Source organism: Alterinioella sp., from assembly GCF_058343375.1.
Map to the genome: position 1 here is coordinate 1 of NZ_JBTUJH010000048.1, position 16,854 is coordinate 16,854.

13 protein-coding genes and 1 pseudogene are annotated in these 16,854 nt (G+C 64.5%); 8 read left to right on the top strand and 6 right to left on the bottom strand.

All coding sequences use genetic code 11. The annotated features are described in order from the left end of the window. Positions 1-70: 70 nt before the first annotated feature. Complete coding sequence (glpK, locus tag ACW8PS_RS07810; protein WP_491526789.1) at positions 71-1,558, bottom strand: glycerol kinase GlpK; 1,488 nt, start codon at positions 1,556-1,558, stop codon at positions 71-73. A 259-nt stretch (positions 1,559-1,817) separates the two neighbouring features. After that, a complete protein-coding gene (locus tag ACW8PS_RS07815; protein WP_491526790.1) occupies positions 1,818-2,516 on the bottom strand; it encodes an arylesterase in 699 nt (232 codons plus the stop codon). On the opposite strand from ACW8PS_RS07815, the gene ACW8PS_RS07820 reads away from it, so the two are divergent. The 7 genes from ACW8PS_RS07820 (at position 2,515) to ACW8PS_RS07850 (ending at position 11,606) form a co-directional block, all read left to right on the top strand. After that, positions 2,515-3,210, top strand: coding sequence for an ABC transporter ATP-binding protein (locus ACW8PS_RS07820; RefSeq protein ID WP_491526792.1), 696 nt, complete (start codon positions 2,515-2,517; stop codon positions 3,208-3,210). The genes ACW8PS_RS07815 and ACW8PS_RS07820 overlap by 2 nt on opposite strands. After that, positions 3,207-5,744, top strand: a complete 2,538-nt coding sequence (locus tag ACW8PS_RS07825) for an ABC transporter permease (RefSeq protein WP_491526793.1) — start codon at positions 3,207-3,209, stop codon at positions 5,742-5,744. Before ACW8PS_RS07820 ends, ACW8PS_RS07825 begins: the two co-directional genes overlap by 4 nt. A gap of 72 nt (positions 5,745-5,816) precedes the next feature. Beyond that, a complete protein-coding gene (locus ACW8PS_RS07830; protein WP_491526794.1) occupies positions 5,817-6,614 on the top strand; it encodes a metallophosphoesterase family protein in 798 nt (265 codons plus the stop codon). A 91-nt stretch (positions 6,615-6,705) separates the two neighbouring features. Then, the gene (locus tag ACW8PS_RS07835) at positions 6,706-7,512 is read left to right on the top strand and encodes an Ldh family oxidoreductase (RefSeq protein WP_491526795.1); all 807 of its coding nucleotides are present in this window, start codon (positions 6,706-6,708) and stop codon (positions 7,510-7,512) included. A 29-nt stretch (positions 7,513-7,541) separates the two neighbouring features. Continuing rightward, positions 7,542-8,510, top strand: a complete 969-nt coding sequence (locus tag ACW8PS_RS07840; RefSeq protein WP_491526796.1) for a LysR family transcriptional regulator — start codon at positions 7,542-7,544, stop codon at positions 8,508-8,510. A 459-nt stretch (positions 8,511-8,969) separates the two neighbouring features. Next, positions 8,970-10,895 carry an acetate--CoA ligase gene (gene acs, locus ACW8PS_RS07845; protein ID WP_491526802.1) on the top strand — a complete coding sequence of 642 codons (1,926 nt, stop codon included), beginning with the start codon at positions 8,970-8,972 and terminating at the stop codon, positions 10,893-10,895. A 12-nt stretch (positions 10,896-10,907) separates the two neighbouring features. Next, entirely contained in the window at positions 10,908-11,606 is a 699-nt protein-coding gene (locus ACW8PS_RS07850; protein ID WP_491526797.1) for an adenylate kinase, read from the top strand. A 40-nt stretch (positions 11,607-11,646) separates the two neighbouring features. Here the strand turns inward: ACW8PS_RS07850 and ACW8PS_RS07855 are convergent. Continuing rightward, positions 11,647-11,718 (bottom strand): annotated as a pseudogene (locus ACW8PS_RS07855) (integrase core domain-containing protein); the annotation flags it as partial. Between the two features lie 330 nt (positions 11,719-12,048). Here ACW8PS_RS07855 and ACW8PS_RS07860 point away from each other — a divergent pair. Continuing rightward, positions 12,049-12,738 (top strand): GntR family transcriptional regulator, encoded by a 690-nt coding sequence (locus ACW8PS_RS07860; protein ID WP_491526798.1) that lies wholly within the window; start codon positions 12,049-12,051, stop codon positions 12,736-12,738. Positions 12,739-13,050: 312 nt separating this feature from the next. On the opposite strand, the gene ACW8PS_RS07865 is transcribed toward ACW8PS_RS07860, so the two are convergent. The 3 genes from ACW8PS_RS07865 to ACW8PS_RS07875 form a co-directional block, all read right to left on the bottom strand. Next, entirely contained in the window at positions 13,051-14,499 is a 1,449-nt protein-coding gene (locus tag ACW8PS_RS07865) for an NAD-dependent succinate-semialdehyde dehydrogenase (protein WP_491526799.1), read from the bottom strand. Beyond that, a complete protein-coding gene (locus ACW8PS_RS07870) occupies positions 14,496-15,488 on the bottom strand; it encodes a type I glyceraldehyde-3-phosphate dehydrogenase (protein ID WP_491526800.1) in 993 nt (330 codons plus the stop codon). Before ACW8PS_RS07870 ends, ACW8PS_RS07865 begins: the two co-directional genes overlap by 4 nt. An 83-nt stretch (positions 15,489-15,571) precedes the next feature. Further along, positions 15,572-16,854, bottom strand: a 1,283-nt coding sequence (locus ACW8PS_RS07875) for a beta-galactosidase (protein ID WP_491526801.1), incomplete at its 5' end; no start/stop codon positions are given.

A 16,854-nucleotide genomic window follows, 5' to 3' on the forward strand; every position in this document is an offset into this window, starting at 1 on the left:
GGGGGGGGGGGGCGCCCCCCCCCCCCCCCGGGTCGGATTGCGCAGCAATCCGACCCCAAACAAAGACTACCTACCGGCTCAAGGTCCGCGCCACTGAATCCTTCCACCCGGCATATCGCGCCTCCCGCCGATCCGCGCCCATCTCCGGCACGAACTCCCGCTCCAACGCCCAGGTCGCGGCAAATCCATCCCGGTCCGGATATATCCCCGCCTGCATTCCCGCCAACCACGCCACCCCCAATGCTGTCGTCTCCAGCACTTCGGGCCGATGCACCGGCGCACCCAGAATGTCGGCCAGAAACTGCATCGTCCAGTCCGAAGCACTCATGCCGCCATCGACCCGCAAGATACGGCCCTCGCCCGCCCCGCCCCAATCGGCGCGCATGGCTTCCCATAGGTCGCGGGTCTGGAAGCCGACGCTTTCCAGCGCCGCGCGGGCAAATTCGGCCGGGCCCGAACCGCGCGTCAAGCCGAACACCGCGCCACGGCATTCCGCATCCCAATAGGGTGCGCCAAGGCCGGTGAACGCGGGCACGAGGTAAAGCTCCTGTTCCGGGTCCGCGATCTCGGCCAGCGCCTGCGTCTCGGATGCCGCCTTGATGATCTGCAAACCGTCGCGCAGCCATTGCACCACCGCCCCCGCGATGAAGATCGAGCCTTCCAGCGCATAGGTCGGCTTGCCGTCAAACTGATAGGCGATGGTGCCCAGCATCCGGGTCTTGCTTTCGACCAGCGCATCACCGGTATTGAGCAATGCGAAACAGCCGGTGCCATAGGTCGATTTCATCATCCCCGGCGCGAAACAGGCCTGCCCGATCGTGGCCGCCTGCTGGTCCCCCGCAACGCCCAGAATGGGCACCGATGCACCCAGAATCCCTGGCACGGTATCACCAAAACATGCGGCGCAATCCCGCACCTCGGGCAACATCCCCATGGGGATGTTCAGAAGCCCACAGATCTCTGCATCCCAGATGCCGTCGCGGATATTATAAAGCAGCGTCCGGGCTGCGTTCGTGGCGTCGGTTGCATGGACAGCCCCGCCGGTCAGCCGCCAGATCAGATAGCTGTCAACGGTGCCAAACATCAGCTCGCCCGCCTCGGCCCGCTCCCGCGCGCGATCGACATTGTCCAGCAACCAGGCCAGCTTGGTGCCGGAGAAATAGGGGTCCAGCAGCAACCCGGTTCGGTGCTGCACCATCGCCTCATGCCCCTGATCACGCAGCGCGGTGCAAAGCTCCGCGGTCCGCCGATCCTGCCAGACAATCGCGCGATGGGCCGGCGCGCCGGTCTTGCGGTCCCATAACAGCGTGGTTTCGCGCTGGTTGGTGATGCCGATCCCGGCCAGATCGCGCGCCGTCAGACCGGCCTTGTCCAGCGCCGCCCGGCAGGTGGATATCACGGTATTCCAGATATCCTCCACCTCATGTTCGACCCATCCCGAGGCAGGAAAATGTTGGGTGAATTCCTGCTGCGCCGAGGCCACCGGCCGCATCGCGGCATCGAACAGGATGGCCCGGCTGGATGTTGTCCCCTGATCAATCGCCAGAATATGCGTCATCTCTGCCCCTCCGCTGGAATTTCCAATGGTAACGCGCCGATAATTGCCCGCAAGTCATTGCTGCGCCAGACAGGCCCCGATCGCGGCAATCTGACCAGCGTTCCGCCCCAATCCGGGTTTTGACCGGCACCAGCGGACATCTTCCAACCATCACGACCTATTCACGACTCATCCGCCAGCAGATCGGCCAGGCCCAACGCCGCGCCAGGATCCCGGCCCGGAACGGGCAATCGGGCCTGCCGGGATGCCGACACCGCGATCAGGGTTGCGGCACGCGGGCAATAAGCGCCTCGACCACAGGCCCGATCGCTTCGACAATCCGCGCCACGCCGGCGGCATTGGGATGCAATCCATCCGGTTGGATATAGCGCCGCAGAAACACGCCCTGCCCGGCCGCATCGGGCCCCGAAATCGGGCCCAGAAAATCACCGAAATACAAAGCGCCGTATTCGGTAGCCAGTTCCGGGAACATCGCATCATATGCGGCCTGATATTCCGGCCCGAAATTGTTGAAAGCGCGCAGGCCCACCAGCAACACCGCGATATCGGCGGCTTCAGCCGCCCGCAAGATACCCTCCAGATTGGCCCGGCTCACTTCGGGCGCAATACCGCGCAACAGATCATTGCCGCCAAGTGCCACGATCATGGCATCGACATCATCGCCCATCGTCCAGCCCACCCGCGCCAGACCGCCCGCCGTGGTGTCGCCCGACACGCCCGCGTTGATCAGCCGCACGTCATGGCCGCGCCCGCGCAGCCAGCGTTCAAGTTGCGGCACCAGCCCGTCATCCTGCGCCAGGCCATAGCCCTGGGTCAGACTGTCGCCCAAAGCGGCGATGACCACCTCATTGGCCGCGGCAACCGACCCGGCCAAAACATACACCGCGACGCCAAGCGCCTTGCCCCACCCTGCCAATGCCCCATATCCAAGGGACAGACCCTGCCGGAGCCATGTCATGACCACACCCATTCTGGACCTTTCCAATGTGTCGCTGCGGCTCAACAGCAATGCCGGGCCTGTCGATATCCTGCGCGACATCACGGTGCAGGTGCAAGCGGGCGAAACGCTTGGGCTGGTGGGGCCGTCGGGGTCGGGCAAATCCTCGCTCCTTATGCTGATGGGCGGGCTGGAACGCGCCAGCGCGGGCCGGGTGGTGGCCATGGGCCATGATCTGAGCGCGCTGAACGAAGATGGCCTGGCCCGGTTGCGCAGGGATCATATGGGGGTGGTGTTCCAATCCTTCCACCTGATCCCCACCATGACCGCACTGGAAAATGTTGCAACCCCGCTGGAGCTTGCCGGGCACCGCGATGCCTTTGCCCGCGCCGCGGCGGAACTGGAAACTGTCGGGCTGGCCGATCGCGCCGGGCATTATCCCGGCCAGCTATCGGGCGGTGAACAACAACGGGTGGCGCTGGCCCGCGCCGCAGCACCACGCCCGAAGATCCTGTTGGCCGATGAACCCACGGGCAATCTGGATGAGACCAATGGTGCCGCCATCATGGATCTGCTCTTTGGCCTGCGCGACCGCCATGGCGCGACGCTGATTCTGGTCACCCATGCGCCAGAACTGGCCCGCCGCTGTGACCGGGTGATCCGCCTGCGCGACGGGCAGATCGACCGCGCGACCCCCGCGCAGGCCGCCGAATGAGGCTTGCCGCCCGGATCGCACGGCGCGAATTGCGCGGCGGTTTGCGGGGTTTCCGCATCTTTCTGGCCTGCCTGGCCCTTGGCGTTGCCGCGATTGCCGGGGTCGGGTCGGTGCGGATGGCCATCGAGACCGGCCTGGCGAATGAAGGCGCGGTGATCCTGGGCGGCGATGCCGAGCTGCGCTTTTCAATGCGCCTCGCAAACGATCAGGAACGCGCCTGGATGGCCGCCAATGCCTTGGCCGTCTCCGAAACGCTCGATTTCCGGTCCATGGCCGTAACCCTGCGCAATGGCGAGGCAATACGCGCCCTGACACAGGTGCGCGCCGTCGATGGGCTGTATCCGCTTTATGGCGATGTCGGCCTGGCACCTGCAATGACCATGGCCGAGGCGCTTGCCACCCGCGACCTGCCCAATGCCCTGCCCGGTGCGGTGATGCACCCGGTTCTGATCGGCCAGATGGGGCTGGAGATCGGCGACACCTTCACGCTTGGCACTCAGGCCTTTGAACTGCGCGCCGCGCTGGAGCAGGAGCCCGACATGGCGGGCGGCAATTTCGGCCCCGGCCCCCGCACCATCGTGACGATTGCAGCGCTTGAAACCTCGGGCCTGCTGACCCCCGGCACGCTGTTTGACAGCCAATACCGGCTGCAATTGCCCCCCGATGCGGATCTGGACGCGCTGCGATCCGAGGCCACCACGCTGTTCGGCGATAACGGCCATGGCTGGCGCGACAGGCGCAATGCGGCCCCGGCGCTCAGCGCCTTCGTGGACCGGATCGCGGCGTTTCTGGTGCTGGTCGGGCTGGCGGGAATGGCGGTGGGGGGCATCGGCATTTCGGCCGCCGTGCGCAGCTATCTCGATGGCAAGACCGAAACCATCGCCACGCTGAAAACCCTGGGGGCCAGCGGCCGGCTGATCTTTACCATCTACCTGATGCAGATCGGCTTGCTGACGCTGCTTGGCCTGGCGCTTGGCCTGATTCTGGGTGCGGGCCTGCCTCTGGTCTTTGCGCCGCTGATCGAGGCCCGCCTGCCAGTGCCCGCCAATTTCGCCCTGCATCCCGCGCCGTTGCTGGAGGCAGCACTTTATGGCGCGCTGACCGCCCTGATATTCGCGCTGTGGCCGCTGGCGCGCACCGAACAGCTCCGCGCCGCCACGTTGTTTCGGCAGGCGCAACTGGGGCTGACCGGGTGGCCGCGCTGGCCTTATATCCTGGTATCGGCAGCGCTGGCCGCAGCCTTGATCGCGGCGGCGGCCTGGCTGTCAGGTCTGCCCTATCTGGCGCTGTGGTCGGCGGGCGGCATCATCGCGGCATTGCTGGTGCTGGTGGCAATGGCCTGGCTGTTGCGGATGGCGGCGCGGCGCTTGGCGAAAAGCCGTCTGGTGCGGGGGCGCAGCGCGCTCAGGCTGGCACTGGGGGCGGTTGGCGGCCCCGGCTCGGACAGCACCAGCGTGGTCCTGTCGCTTGGCCTGGGGCTGAGCGTTCTGGCCGCCATCGGCCAGATCGACAGCAATCTGCGCGCCGCCATTCAGCGTGACCTGCCGCAGGTGGCCCCGTCCTATTTCTTTATCGACATCCAGCGCGATCAACTGCCCGGTTTTCTGGCCCGCGTCACGGATGATCCCGGCGTGACCCGCATCGAAACCGCGCCCATGTTGCGCGGCTTCGTGACCCGCATCAATGGCCGCCCCGCGCGTGAGGTCGCGGGCGATCACTGGGTCGCGCATGGCGACCGGGGCATCACCTATCTGGAAGCCAGCCCGCCCCCCGAGGAAATTGTCGAAGGCCAATGGTGGCCGCCGGGCTATGACGGCCCGCCGCTGATGGCCTTTGGTGCCGATGCAGCCCGCGAGATCGGCATCGGCATCGGCGACACCATGACGGTCAACATTCTGGGCCGCGATATCACCGCCACCATTGCCGTCTTGCGCGAGGTCGATTTTTCCAATGCCGGGATCGGCTTTGTCATCACGATGTCGCCCAATGCGCTGGCCGGGGCACCGCATACCAATATCGCAACCGTCTATGCCAATGAGGCCGCCGAGGCCGCGATCCTGCGCGATGTGGCCCGCGACGCGCCCAACATTACCGCCATCCGGGTGCGCGATGCGTTGGACCTGGTGGCGCGCGCATTGGCGGGCATTGCCGCCGCAACATCCTGGGGGGCGGCGGCCACATTGGCCACCGGGTTCATGGTTCTGATCGGCGCGGCGGCAGCGGGCGAACGGGCCCGAACCTATGAGGCGGCGGTGCTGAAGACACTCGGGGCCACGCGCGGGCGCATCCTGCTCAGCTTTGCCTTGCGCGCCGCCATGCAGGGTGCCGCGGCCGGGCTGGTGGCAGTTGGCGCGGGTGCGCTGGCGGGCTGGGCCGTGATGCGCTTTGTGATGGAAACGGGCTATGCCTTCAACGCACCCTCGGCGCTTGCCATTGTCATCGGCGGGGCGGCGGCGGCGCTTGTGGCCGGGCTTGGCTTTGCCTGGCACCCGCTGGCAGCCCGGCCCGCCCGGATCCTGCGGGCGCGGGACTGAAATCGGCGACCCACCGCCACCGATGCGCCCTGGCCCCTTGTTTTTCTGTGCCCGCCAGCGCAAGTGACTGACATGATCCGTAACCTGCGTTCCATCCTGACCCGGCCCCGCGCCGCGATGCCCGAGCGGCAGCCAGCGGAAAATCTGCCGCGCCCGGTCAATCCGGTCTATGTCGTCGGCGATATCCATGGCCGCGCCGATCTGCTGGAACGCGCGCTGGACCGGATCGACGCCCATGTCGGGCGGGTCAACGCGGCCAATCCGCAGGTGGTTTTTGTCGGCGACCTGATAGATCGCGGCCCCGACGGCGCTGATGTGCTGGACCGGGTCTGGGAACTGGTGCAGGAACTGCCTGACAATGTGACCTGCCTGATGGGCAACCACGAACGGATGCTGCTGGATTTTCTGGCCGATCCGGCCACGCGCGGCCCGCGCTGGTTGCGCAGCGGGGCCCGTGAAACGCTGGACAGCTTTGGCCTGCATACCAGCCAGTTGGCACCGGGTGGCACGCCGGATCTGTTACGCGCCGGGGCTGCCGCGCTGCGCCGGCGGATGAAGCCCGAGATGCTGGACTGGCTCATGGGGCTGCCGCTGAGCTGGTCTTCGGGCAATCTCTGGGTGGTCCATGCCGCCGCCGACCCGCAGCACGACATGCAGGACCAATCGCCGCGCGTCCTGCTCTGGGGCCATCCCGAATTTGAAAGCCGGCCGCGCAATGACGGGCTGTGGGTCGTGCATGGCCACACCGCCGGCGACTATCCGGTCACCGACGAAGGGCGGATCTGCATCGACACCGGCGCCTGGACAACCGGCGTGCTGACGACGGCCGCCATCCTGCCCGACGGCACGGTCGAGTTTCTCTATGCCTGACCACCAGTGACACCGGGCCTTTGCGCATTGGGCTGCGTCCCGGCGCGGCTTCGCATTGACAGGCGAGAGACCCCGGTTACACATATTCGACATGAATGAGTTACTCAGCCTTGCCGATATCGAAACCCTTGCGCGGGATGTCCTGATCCGGGCCGGAACCTCTGCCAGCAATGCCGCCGCCATGGCCCGCTCGATCCGCCTTGCCGAACGCGACGGGTTGCGCGGCGCGGGGCTGGCGACCTTGCCCGATACGGTCGAACATCTGCGCTGCGGTCGGGTCAATGGGCAGGGCATTCCGCGAACCCGCCAAACAGGACCATCGGCCATGTCGGTCGATGCCGATGGCGGCTTTGCCTGCCCTGCATTCGAGGCTGGCCTCACGCCCCTGATCCGGGCCGCCCGCGACCATGGCATCGCGATGCTGACAATACGCAATGCCTATCCGATGACGCTGCCCGCACATGCCGCCGAAAGCTGCGCCGTGGCGGGGCTGGTGGGGATCTGCCTGGCGACCATGCGGGTTCCGCGACCAGGCGGTGGCGATATCGCCGCGCCGCGCCAGATCGCCCTGGCCTTCCCCAATGGCGACATGGCCGCCACGATCGTGCAGGACCGCGCCGCACCCGGAACCGTATTTGCGACCTTTGTTCAGCTGTTCGCCGCTGGTTTGGAAATGCCGAAATCAGATGCAGATGGCCCTGTTTTCGAGGGGCCGCTTGGCGGGCCGTTTCAGGCCGGGCATTGCCTGCTGGCGGTAAACCCCGAAGCGCTTGGGGCCCTGACGGGCCAGGCGCGACCCGATCCAACGGCAGACGCGTTGCAAGCCACCCGTGACCGCATAGATGCGCAGGGGGTCGAGGTGCCCGCCGACCTGCTGCAACAGATCATAACCGCCTGAGCCCTTATGCGGCAGAAAGCAGAGGGACCATGCCCGGAGTTTTGAAAGGTGTCTCGATCCGGGGTCTGGAAGTGTTCGAAGCGCTGGCCGAGACCGGATCGGTCGGCGAGGTTGCCAGGCGCCTGGGAATGAGCGCGCCGGCCGTTTCGCAGCAACTGAAGAACCTGACCGCCGCCGTCGGCGTGCCGCTGATCGACCAGGGCCGCCGCCCGATGGTGCTGACCCAGGCGGGCCGTCAGTTTCTGCGCCATGTCGAGGCCGCCCTTGGCGCATTGCGGCACGGCCAGCGCGATCTGACCGCGCTTGATCTCAGCCAGGTTTCGGCCCTGCGCATGGGCGTGATCGAGGATTTCGAGAATGTGGTGACGCCCGAACTGACCGCGCGGCTGGCCGAGACCATGCAACATTGCGAATTTCGCCTGCATACCGGCCCCAGCCATATCCTGTTGGGGCAGATTGCCGACCAGTCGCTCGATATCGCGATCTGCGCCGCCGGTCGCGCCACCCCGCCCGGTGTTGCGATGCACCCGCTGGTGCAAGACCCCTATATCCTGGCGGTGCCCCATGGCACCGATATCTCTGACGGGCTGGCAGGGCTTGGGCATCTGCGCCTGCTGCGCCGCGATCAGGCGCAGGTCATGGGCCGGCAGATCGAGGATGCGCTGATCCGTCAGGGGCTGGACCTGCCCAACTGGTTCGAGATGGACAGCAACCAATCCATCAGCGCGCTGGTCGCAGGTGGCCGGGGCTGGACCATTACAACCCCGCTCAGCCTGCTGCGCGCCGGCCGCTTCCGCGATGACATCGACGCACACCCGCTGCCGTTTGCGGGGTTTTCCCGGCAGATCGCGCTGTATTCGGGCGCGGATTGGACCGGCGACGTGCCAACCCAGATTGCCGCCATCGCACGCGACCTGATCGAAACCCATTTCATAAAACCGGGTCTGCACCAGATGCCCTGGCTGGAAGGGACGTTTCAAGGCCTGACCGCTGACTGACAGGGTTTGCTGGCTTTGGCCGGTGAATTCGGTTTGGCGCGACGCGCTATAAATGATTCCATTGATTTGTTGTAAACAATTTTTCAACGTTCTGGTCGTGGTTGAAAATCTGTGACAGAATTCGGCCCGGCGCACCCGCCACCCGTTCCGATTGTGGCGTAACTTTGTAATGTTCTGCACATGAGATCAGCAAGATCTGTTCTTTGACGCCGAACCCCGGCGCACCGGATGCGGAATTCGGCGCGCCAGCCGTGGATCAGTGTCTTGCTTGGGGAGGTTAATCAGATCATCAGCCCATCGCGGGCATCGCTTTGGCTCTGCCGCAGACCATCGGCCGGGCCGTTCGCAACAGCAAGGCACGCGGGAAACATCGTTTTCCACCACCGGTTCGGCGTGCCTTTTGTCTGGGATCAGAACCGGCACTCTGCAAGGGAGAGACCATTGCCCAACGATACTGACATGACGCCCGCCATCCTGACCGGGGCCCATATCGACACTGCCAAATATGATGAAATGTATGCCGCCTCCATCGCTGACCCTGAAGCGTTCTGGGGCGAGCATGGCCGCCGCATTGACTGGATCAAGCCCTATACGAAGGTCAAGGACACGTCGTTTGCCTATGATGACGTGCATGTGAAATGGTATGAGGATGGCACGCTCAATGTTGCGGCCAATTGCATCGACCGGCACCTGGCGACCCGCGGCGATCAGACCGCGATCATTTTTGAACCGGATTCAGTTGACGAAGACGCGCAGCACATCACCTATAACAAGCTGGCGCAGGAAGTTGGCCGCTTTGCCAATGTCCTGAAAGAGCTTGGCGTGCAGAAAGGCGACCGCGTCGTTCTTTACATGCCGATGATCCCCGAGGCCGCCTATGCGATGCTGGCCTGCGCCCGGATCGGGGCCGTCCATTCCATCGTCTTTGCCGGCTTCTCGCCCGATGCGCTGGCAGCCCGGATCAATGGATCGGGTGCCAAGCTGGTGATCACGTCAGATGGGGCCCCGCGCGGTGGCCGCATCACCGAGCTGAAAGACAACGTCAACAAGGCGCTGCTGCACAATGTGATCGACACCAAATGCCTGGTGGTCAAGCGCACCGGCCAACAGATGGCCTGGGTCGGGGGCCGCGATATCTGGTATGACGACATCGCCGCCACGGTCAGCACCGATTGCCCGCCCGAGGAAATGGGTGCCGAGGATCCGCTGTTCATCCTGTATACGTCCGGTTCCACCGGGCAGCCCAAGGGCGTGGTGCACAGCACCGGCGGCTACATCGTCTATGCGTCCATGACGCATGAATATGTATTCGATTACCACCAGGGCGACGTGTTCTGGTGCACCGCCGATGTCGGTTGGGTCACCGGGCACAGCTATATCGTCTATGGCCCGCTGGCCAATGGGGCCACCACGGTGATGTTCGAAGGCGTGCCGACCTGGCCCGATGCCGGCCGGTTCTGGGCAGTGTGCGAAAAGCACAAGGTAAACCAGTTCTACACCGCCCCCACCGCCATCCGTGCATTGATGGGCAAGGGCCCGGAATTCGTTGAGAAATACGACCTGTCCAGCCTCAAGGTTCTGGGATCCGTGGGCGAGCCGATCAACCCCGAGGCCTGGAACTGGTATAATAAACATGTCGGCAAGGGCCGCTGCCCGATCGTCGATACCTGGTGGCAGACCGAAACCGGCGGCCACATGATGACCGCCCTGCCCGGTGCCCACAAACTGAAACCCGGTGCCGCGCAGAAACCGTTCTTTGGCGTCAGCCCGCTGGTGCTGGATCCCACGACCGGCGAGATCGTCGAGGGCAACGGGGTTGAGGGCGTGCTGGTTCTGGCCGATAGCTGGCCGGGCCAGATGCGCACCGTCTATGGCGACCATGACCGGTTCATTTCCGCGTATTTCGCCGATTTCAAGGGCTATTACTTCACTGGCGACGGCTGCCGCCGCGACGAGGATGGCGATTACTGGATCACCGGCCGGGTCGATGACGTGATCAATGTGTCCGGCCATCGCATGGGCACCGCCGAGGTCGAAAGCGCGCTGGTGGCGCATGAGGCCGTCACCGAGGCCGCGGTGGTCGGCTACCCGCACCCGATCAAGGGCCAGGGCATTTATTGCTATGTCACCCTGATGAACGACGAAACCCCGTCAGATGAGCTGAAAAAGACACTGTCCGATTGGGTCCGCCGCGAAATTGGGCCGATTGCCAAACCCGATGTCATTCAATGGGCCCCCGGCCTGCCGAAAACCCGGTCCGGCAAGATCATGCGCCGGATCCTGCGCAAAATCGCCGAAAATGATTTCGACTCGCTTGGCGATACCTCGACCCTGGCCGATCCATCGGTGGTCGATGATCTGATTGCCAATCGGGCCGGCGAATAGGGCGGGCGCATCATGACAACGGAGACCAGAACACGCCCCGTCAACCTTATCCTTCTCGGGCCTCCGGGGGCCGGCAAGGGCACCCAGGCGCGGATGCTGGAGGAGAAATTTGGCTTCGTGCAGCTATCGACCGGCGATCTTCTGCGCGGCGCGGTGGCGGCGGGCACTGAAGCCGGAATAGCCGCCAAAGCCGTGATGGAAGCGGGCGACCTGGTCTGCGATGACATCGTGCTGGCGATTCTGAAAGAGCGCCTCGAGCAGCCCGATGTTTCCAAAGGCACCATTCTGGACGGCTTTCCCCGCACCCAGGCGCAGGCCGCGGCGCTGGACGAATTGATGGCTGAGCGCGGCGACGCGATCAGCGCCGTGATCAGCCTTGAGGTCGATGACGAGGCCATGGTTGCCCGGGTTGCCGGCCGCTATACCTGTGCCGATTGCGGCGAAGGCTATCACGATGATTTCAAGCAGCCCGCCCTGCCGGACACCTGCGACAAATGTAAAAGCACCGAATTCAACCGGCGTGCTGACGACAATACCGAGACGGTGCGCACACGCCTGTCGGCCTATCACGCCCAGACCGCGCCATTGATCAGCTACTACGCCGCCCGCGGCACGCTGAGCACGGTGCCCGCAATGGGAGAGATCACCGAGATCGCAGCCAACCTCAGTGACGTCCTCAGTGACGTCGTCGCTGCGGTTGCAGACGGGTGACACGGAAATCCCGCGGCAGCCCCGGCCGCCCGCATGGTGGCCATTCATGCCTGACTATGCGGTTGTAGCGCTCGATGCAGGCGTTCTGCTGTGGCTTTCCGGGGTGGATGTGATGATCGAACAGCGCATCATTCCACAGCTTCCGGTGCAATTGGCGGGCGGTCACAACGCCGCCTCAGGGTGTCTCCCGCCTGATTTCCGATATTGGCGATCCATCCGGTTGGGTTGCTCGGCGGAACAGACGCCGGATGCGCTCTGCGACCGTCTGTCCGTTTCCATCCCCGAAGAAGACCGCCATACCACCATTGGTGACGACATCGCCACGGCAGGGACCCTTGCCCGGATGATCCCGATGATGCAGGCCTGCCCACGCTCTGCGCCGCCATCGAAGCATTCGACAAGCATTCCCGCCTGATCCGCCATCAGAACCGAAGGAAGACACATGCCGCGTGAGCCGCTCTACCGAAAAGCCGAAACCGAGATGTTGCGCCGGATCGAGGCCGGGATCTGGGCCGAAGGTCAGCGCCTTGGCAACGAATTTGAACTGGCCGCGGAATTTGGCGTCAGCCAGGGCACCATGCGCCGGGCCCTGATCACGCTGGAAGGCAAGGGGTATCTGCATCGCAAACCGGGGCGCGGCACGATCGTGGCCAGACCCAAGCCAAAGGCGGCCGGGATCGGGTTTGACCGGCTCAGCGGACCGGGTGGCGCGGCGCTGGAGCTGGACGTGTTCCGCAGCCGCCACGCGTTGCGCGCCCCCGATGCCGACACCGAGGCGCTTTTTGGCCCCGGACGACTGCATGATTATGCCCGCATGCTGAAATCGGGCGGCGACCGGTTCGCGCTGGAAGAGCTGCATCTGCCCGAAGCCATCTGCCCCGATCCCGACGAGGATCTGCCTGCCGATCTGGGCGATATCCTGGACCGGATCGGCCTGAGCGCGGCCCGCATCGAAGACCGGCTGCATGCGGAAGAAACCAGCATGAGCGACGCGGTGGCGCTGTCGGTCGACCGCCACACGCCGCTGTTATGCCTGACCCGGGTGGCCTATGATGCTGACGGGGCGGCCCTGATCCGGCAGGTTCTGCGCATGGCGGGCCCTGCCGCCTATGGCGTGACTTTGGGCGGCTGACTGCGGGTATCGCCGCAAGGAACCCGATTATCGCAATACGGTCGGACTTGATTGCTTTGAAAAGCGCCTTGGGACCGGGGTCTGTTTCGGGCTCGAACCCGCCATCCGCCGCATTCCGCATTGGCACCCGCATCCGCACATACCCCGCCTTGAACGGGTCCCCGAATCTGCCCCATAGGCCCGGCCCCCGGGGCCAATTCAAAGTCATCGGGTTCGGTGGAATTCACCCCACCGCCCCGTTCTGCGCCGATAAAAGTGACACATCTGTCACTTATTTTTGACACTTCTGTCAGAAAAATCCGGGCCGCCGCCTCAGATACCGTCGATGCAGACATATTTGGTGTCGAGATAATCCTCCAACCCCTGGCTGCCGCCTTCCTTGCCCATGCCGCTTTCCTTGACGCCGCCAAACGGGGCCTCGACGGTTGTGATCAGCCCCGAATTGATTCCGATCATGCCGTATTCCAGCCGCGCGTTCAGGCGAAAGACGCGGCCCAGATCGGCGGTATAGGCATAGCAGGCCAGCCCAAACTCGGTATCATTGGCCATGGCGATGACCTCTTCTTCGGTCTCGAACCGGAATACCGGGGCCAGCGGGCCGAAAATCTCTTCTTTGGCGAATTTCATCGCCTGGGTGGCACCGGTGATTATGGTCGGCGTGAAATAGGATCCGCCATTGCCATGCCGCGCGCCGCCGGTGGCGATCGTGGCCCCTTTGGCGGTGGCATCGGTGATGAACTCCTCGACCTTTTCGACCGCCGCGATATCAATCATCGGCCCCTGTTCAACGCCGGGTTCCATCCCGTTTCCGACCTTCATCGCCTCGGTCTTTTCGATCAATCTGGCGACAAAGGCATCGTGGATACCGGCCTGCACATAGAGCCGGTTGGCACAGACGCAGGTTTGCCCGGCATTGCGAAATTTCGAGGCCATGGCCCCATCAACCGCCCGGTCCAGATCGGCGTCATCGAACACGATGAAAGGGGCATTGCCGCCCAGTTCCATCGAGACTTTCTTGACCGTCTCGGCAGATTGCCGGATCAGCAGCTTGCCGACCTCGGTCGATCCGGTGAAGGTCAGTTTGCGCAGCACGGGGCTGTCCATCATCGCGCCCGCGATCTTGCGCGCCGAGCCGGTGACGACATTGACCACGCCCTTGGGAAAGCCTGCTTCCTCGGCCAGCGCCGCCCATGCCAGCCCCGAATAGGGCGTTGCGGTGGCCGGTTTGGCCACCACCGTGCAGCCCACCGCCAGAGCCGGGCCCAATTTGCGCGCCAGCATCGAGGAGGGGAAATTCCACGGTGTAATCATGCCAACGACGCCGACCGGATGATGGGTGACCAGAATGCGGCGGCCATTGACGCCGGCGGGCACAATCTCGCCCTTGGCGCGGCGGGCTTCTTCGGCGAACCAGCGGATATATTGCGCGCCGATGGTGATCTCGCCCTTGGCCTCGGCCAGCGGTTTGCCCATCTCAATGGTCAGAAGCTCAGCCAGATCATCGCAATTATCCATCACCGCGTCATGCAGCTTCCACAGCAGGCCGACGCGGGTCATCAGATCCATCGCGGCGAAGCCGGGAAAGGCGGCATGGGCGGCGTCAATGGCGCGCGCGGTTTCAACCTCGCCGGCATTGGGAATGGTGCCGATCACATCGCCGGTGGCCGGGTTGGTAACGTTGATGGTCTCGCCACTATCGGCCCCGACCCATGCGCCATCAATGAAATTTCCGGCCCGCAGCCATGTCTTGTATCCGCTCATCGCAATTCTCCCATTAGTCGGGCCAGATCCAGCATTCGGCAGGAAAAGCCCCATTCATTGTCATACCAGCCAAAGACCCGCAGCATGCCGCCTTTGGAACGTTTGATCTCTGGCCCCGCCACGATCAGCGATTCCGCCCGCCCCCGCAGGTCTGACGACACCAACGGCTTGTCGGTATAGCCAATGACGCCACCCGATGAGGCCAGATGCGCGCGCGCATCGGCAGCTTGCGGGCGGTCGCGCAGGATCACCGCCAGATCGACACAGGACACGCTGGCGACCGGCACCCGCACCGCCGATCCGGTGATCCGCCCGGCCAGATGCGGCAGCACGACATCAACCAGTTGTTCAGCGCTGGTGGTGGTGGGCACCATCGACAGCGCCGCGGCACGGCTGCGGGCCGGGTTGGCCATCGGCATATCCACCGTGGGCTGGCTGCCGGTATAGCAATGCACCGTGGTCATCAGCGCGGTTTCCAGACCGTAAGCATCATCGAGCACGCGCACCAGCGGGGCCAGCGCATTGGTGGTGCAGGACGCGTTCGAGACGATCCGGTGCGCAGGCATCAGTTTCTCATCATTGGCCCCCAGAACGACGGTCAGATCAGCCTCGGGCGATGGGCCCGACACCAGCACCCGCGCCGCCCCCGCCGCCAGCCCCTGTTCCGCAACCACACGGTCGGCGGCGCGGCCGGTGCATTCCATCAAGATATCGGTGCCGCCAAGGTCAAGCTTTGAGAGATCCGGCTGTTGGGTAAACGGGATGCGCCGCCCGGCAGCGATCAGCGCACCGGGCTCAGATTCGACACCGCCGGCAAAGGGGCCGAAAACGCTATCAAATTCAAACAGATAGGCGCAGATATCCAGCGGGGCGATATCGTTGACGCCGACAATCTCGATCTCGGGCCAGGTATCCGAGGTCAACCAGGCGCGCAACACCGACCGGCCGATACGCCCGAACCCGTTGATGACAACCCTGACCCCGGCCATGACAGCGCCCCTTCTGACAGAAGCCCGAGTGATGCACGCGGGCGCGCAAAGGTGCAACCCCCGGGGCCGGGCTGGGGCGGGGCTCAGCTGGGCTGCGTCCAGACCACGCCTGCGGCGGGGATCAGATGGCCCTGATATTCCACCGGATCCGGCCCGTGATTGAACAGAAATTCCCGCCCCCCCGCATGGCGTTTGCGAATATCTGGCGGCAGGTCGAGCGCGGTCAGACCGGCATCACGCAAGGCCCGGGTCAGGATTGAGGACAGAAGTTCCGCATCCGGCCAGCCGCCCAGATAGTAGCGGCCGTTTTGCCCCATGATCACCGGCATGCCGTCCTTGGTTCTGATCTGCACATCGGCCGCGCCCTCCAGCACCTCGCGCCAGCCAATTATGTTACCCATATGCGTCGAGGGCAGCACCATGTCGGGGCGCAAACTCTCGACCCGCGCCACCGTCACATCAAGGCCGGGAATGGCGGGCGGCAGCGGCACCGGGATCGCCATTTCAGATGTTTTGGAGCCGGTGCGCGGCCCGAATATCACCTGCGCGTCGCAGCCGCCAATGGCCGCCATCAACGCGTCGGGCACCGTCACCAGACCCGGCACCATGACCAATCTGTAGCCGCTCAGATCGGCGGTATCGGCGGGCAGGATATCAATCGACTGGCCCAGTTTGCGCAAGCCGCGATAGATCTCGAAGATCAGCCGGAAGTAATCCAGGCCGCGCCCCTGCGGCTGCACATCCCAGGCCCAGGCCGAGGCGTAATCGAAGATCAGCGCCACCGGGGCCTGTGCAACCTCGACCTCGGGCATCGCGGCCAGTTCGCGCGCGACCTCTGCCGCCTCATGATAGGCCGGTGCCGGCACATCATCGGGGCGCAGCATTCCGGCATGCATCTGTTCCTGCGCGAACGGGGCCTGGCGCCAGCGGAAATAGCATACCGCCTCGGCCCCGTGGGCAAAGGCCTCCCAGGCCCAGAACCGGGCCATTCCGGGCAACGGCGCGGGGTTGTGGGGGGCCCAGTTCACCGGCCCGGGCTGTTGTTCCATCACCCACCAGCGGCCTTGCCCGACGGCGCGGTAAAGATCATGATGAAAAGCCTGAAAATCAGGGTCACCCTGGCGGGCATAGCGGCGTTTATGGGCGGCATCCTCCTCCAGCCGGTCCTCCAGAAAGCCAAGCGGGTAGCTGTCCCAGGTGGCGATCTCCATCTGGCGGCCAAGTTTGAAATGGTCAAATTCGGTGATCCGGCCCATGAAATTATGGCTGATCGGGGCATCGGAATGGGCGCGAATGGCCTCGACCTGCGCCAGATTGAACCGCGCCACCTGATCGGAAGAAAAGCGGCGAAACGCCATGGCATGGG

What these genes read in the sequence shown, in the direction of transcription:
- glpK (WP_491526789.1), bottom strand. Translation starts at nt 1,558, where the DNA reads ATGACGCATATTCTGGCGATTGATCAGGGGACAACATCCAGCCGGGCC.
- ACW8PS_RS07820 (WP_491526792.1), top strand. Translation starts at nt 2,515, where the DNA reads ATGACCACACCCATTCTGGACCTTTCCAATGTGTCGCTGCGGCTCAAC.
- ACW8PS_RS07815 (WP_491526790.1), bottom strand. Translation starts at nt 2,516, where the DNA reads ATGACATGGCTCCGGCAGGGTCTGTCCCTTGGATATGGGGCATTGGCA.
- ACW8PS_RS07825 (WP_491526793.1), top strand. Translation starts at nt 3,207, where the DNA reads ATGAGGCTTGCCGCCCGGATCGCACGGCGCGAATTGCGCGGCGGTTTG.
- ACW8PS_RS07830 (WP_491526794.1), top strand. Translation starts at nt 5,817, where the DNA reads ATGATCCGTAACCTGCGTTCCATCCTGACCCGGCCCCGCGCCGCGATG.
- ACW8PS_RS07835 (WP_491526795.1), top strand. Translation starts at nt 6,706, where the DNA reads ATGAATGAGTTACTCAGCCTTGCCGATATCGAAACCCTTGCGCGGGAT.
- ACW8PS_RS07840 (WP_491526796.1), top strand. Translation starts at nt 7,542, where the DNA reads ATGCCCGGAGTTTTGAAAGGTGTCTCGATCCGGGGTCTGGAAGTGTTC.
- acs (WP_491526802.1), top strand. Translation starts at nt 8,970, where the DNA reads ATGACGCCCGCCATCCTGACCGGGGCCCATATCGACACTGCCAAATAT.
- ACW8PS_RS07850 (WP_491526797.1), top strand. Translation starts at nt 10,908, where the DNA reads ATGACAACGGAGACCAGAACACGCCCCGTCAACCTTATCCTTCTCGGG.
- ACW8PS_RS07860 (WP_491526798.1), top strand. Translation starts at nt 12,049, where the DNA reads ATGCCGCGTGAGCCGCTCTACCGAAAAGCCGAAACCGAGATGTTGCGC.
- ACW8PS_RS07865 (WP_491526799.1), bottom strand. Translation starts at nt 14,499, where the DNA reads ATGAGCGGATACAAGACATGGCTGCGGGCCGGAAATTTCATTGATGGC.
- ACW8PS_RS07870 (WP_491526800.1), bottom strand. Translation starts at nt 15,488, where the DNA reads ATGGCCGGGGTCAGGGTTGTCATCAACGGGTTCGGGCGTATCGGCCGG.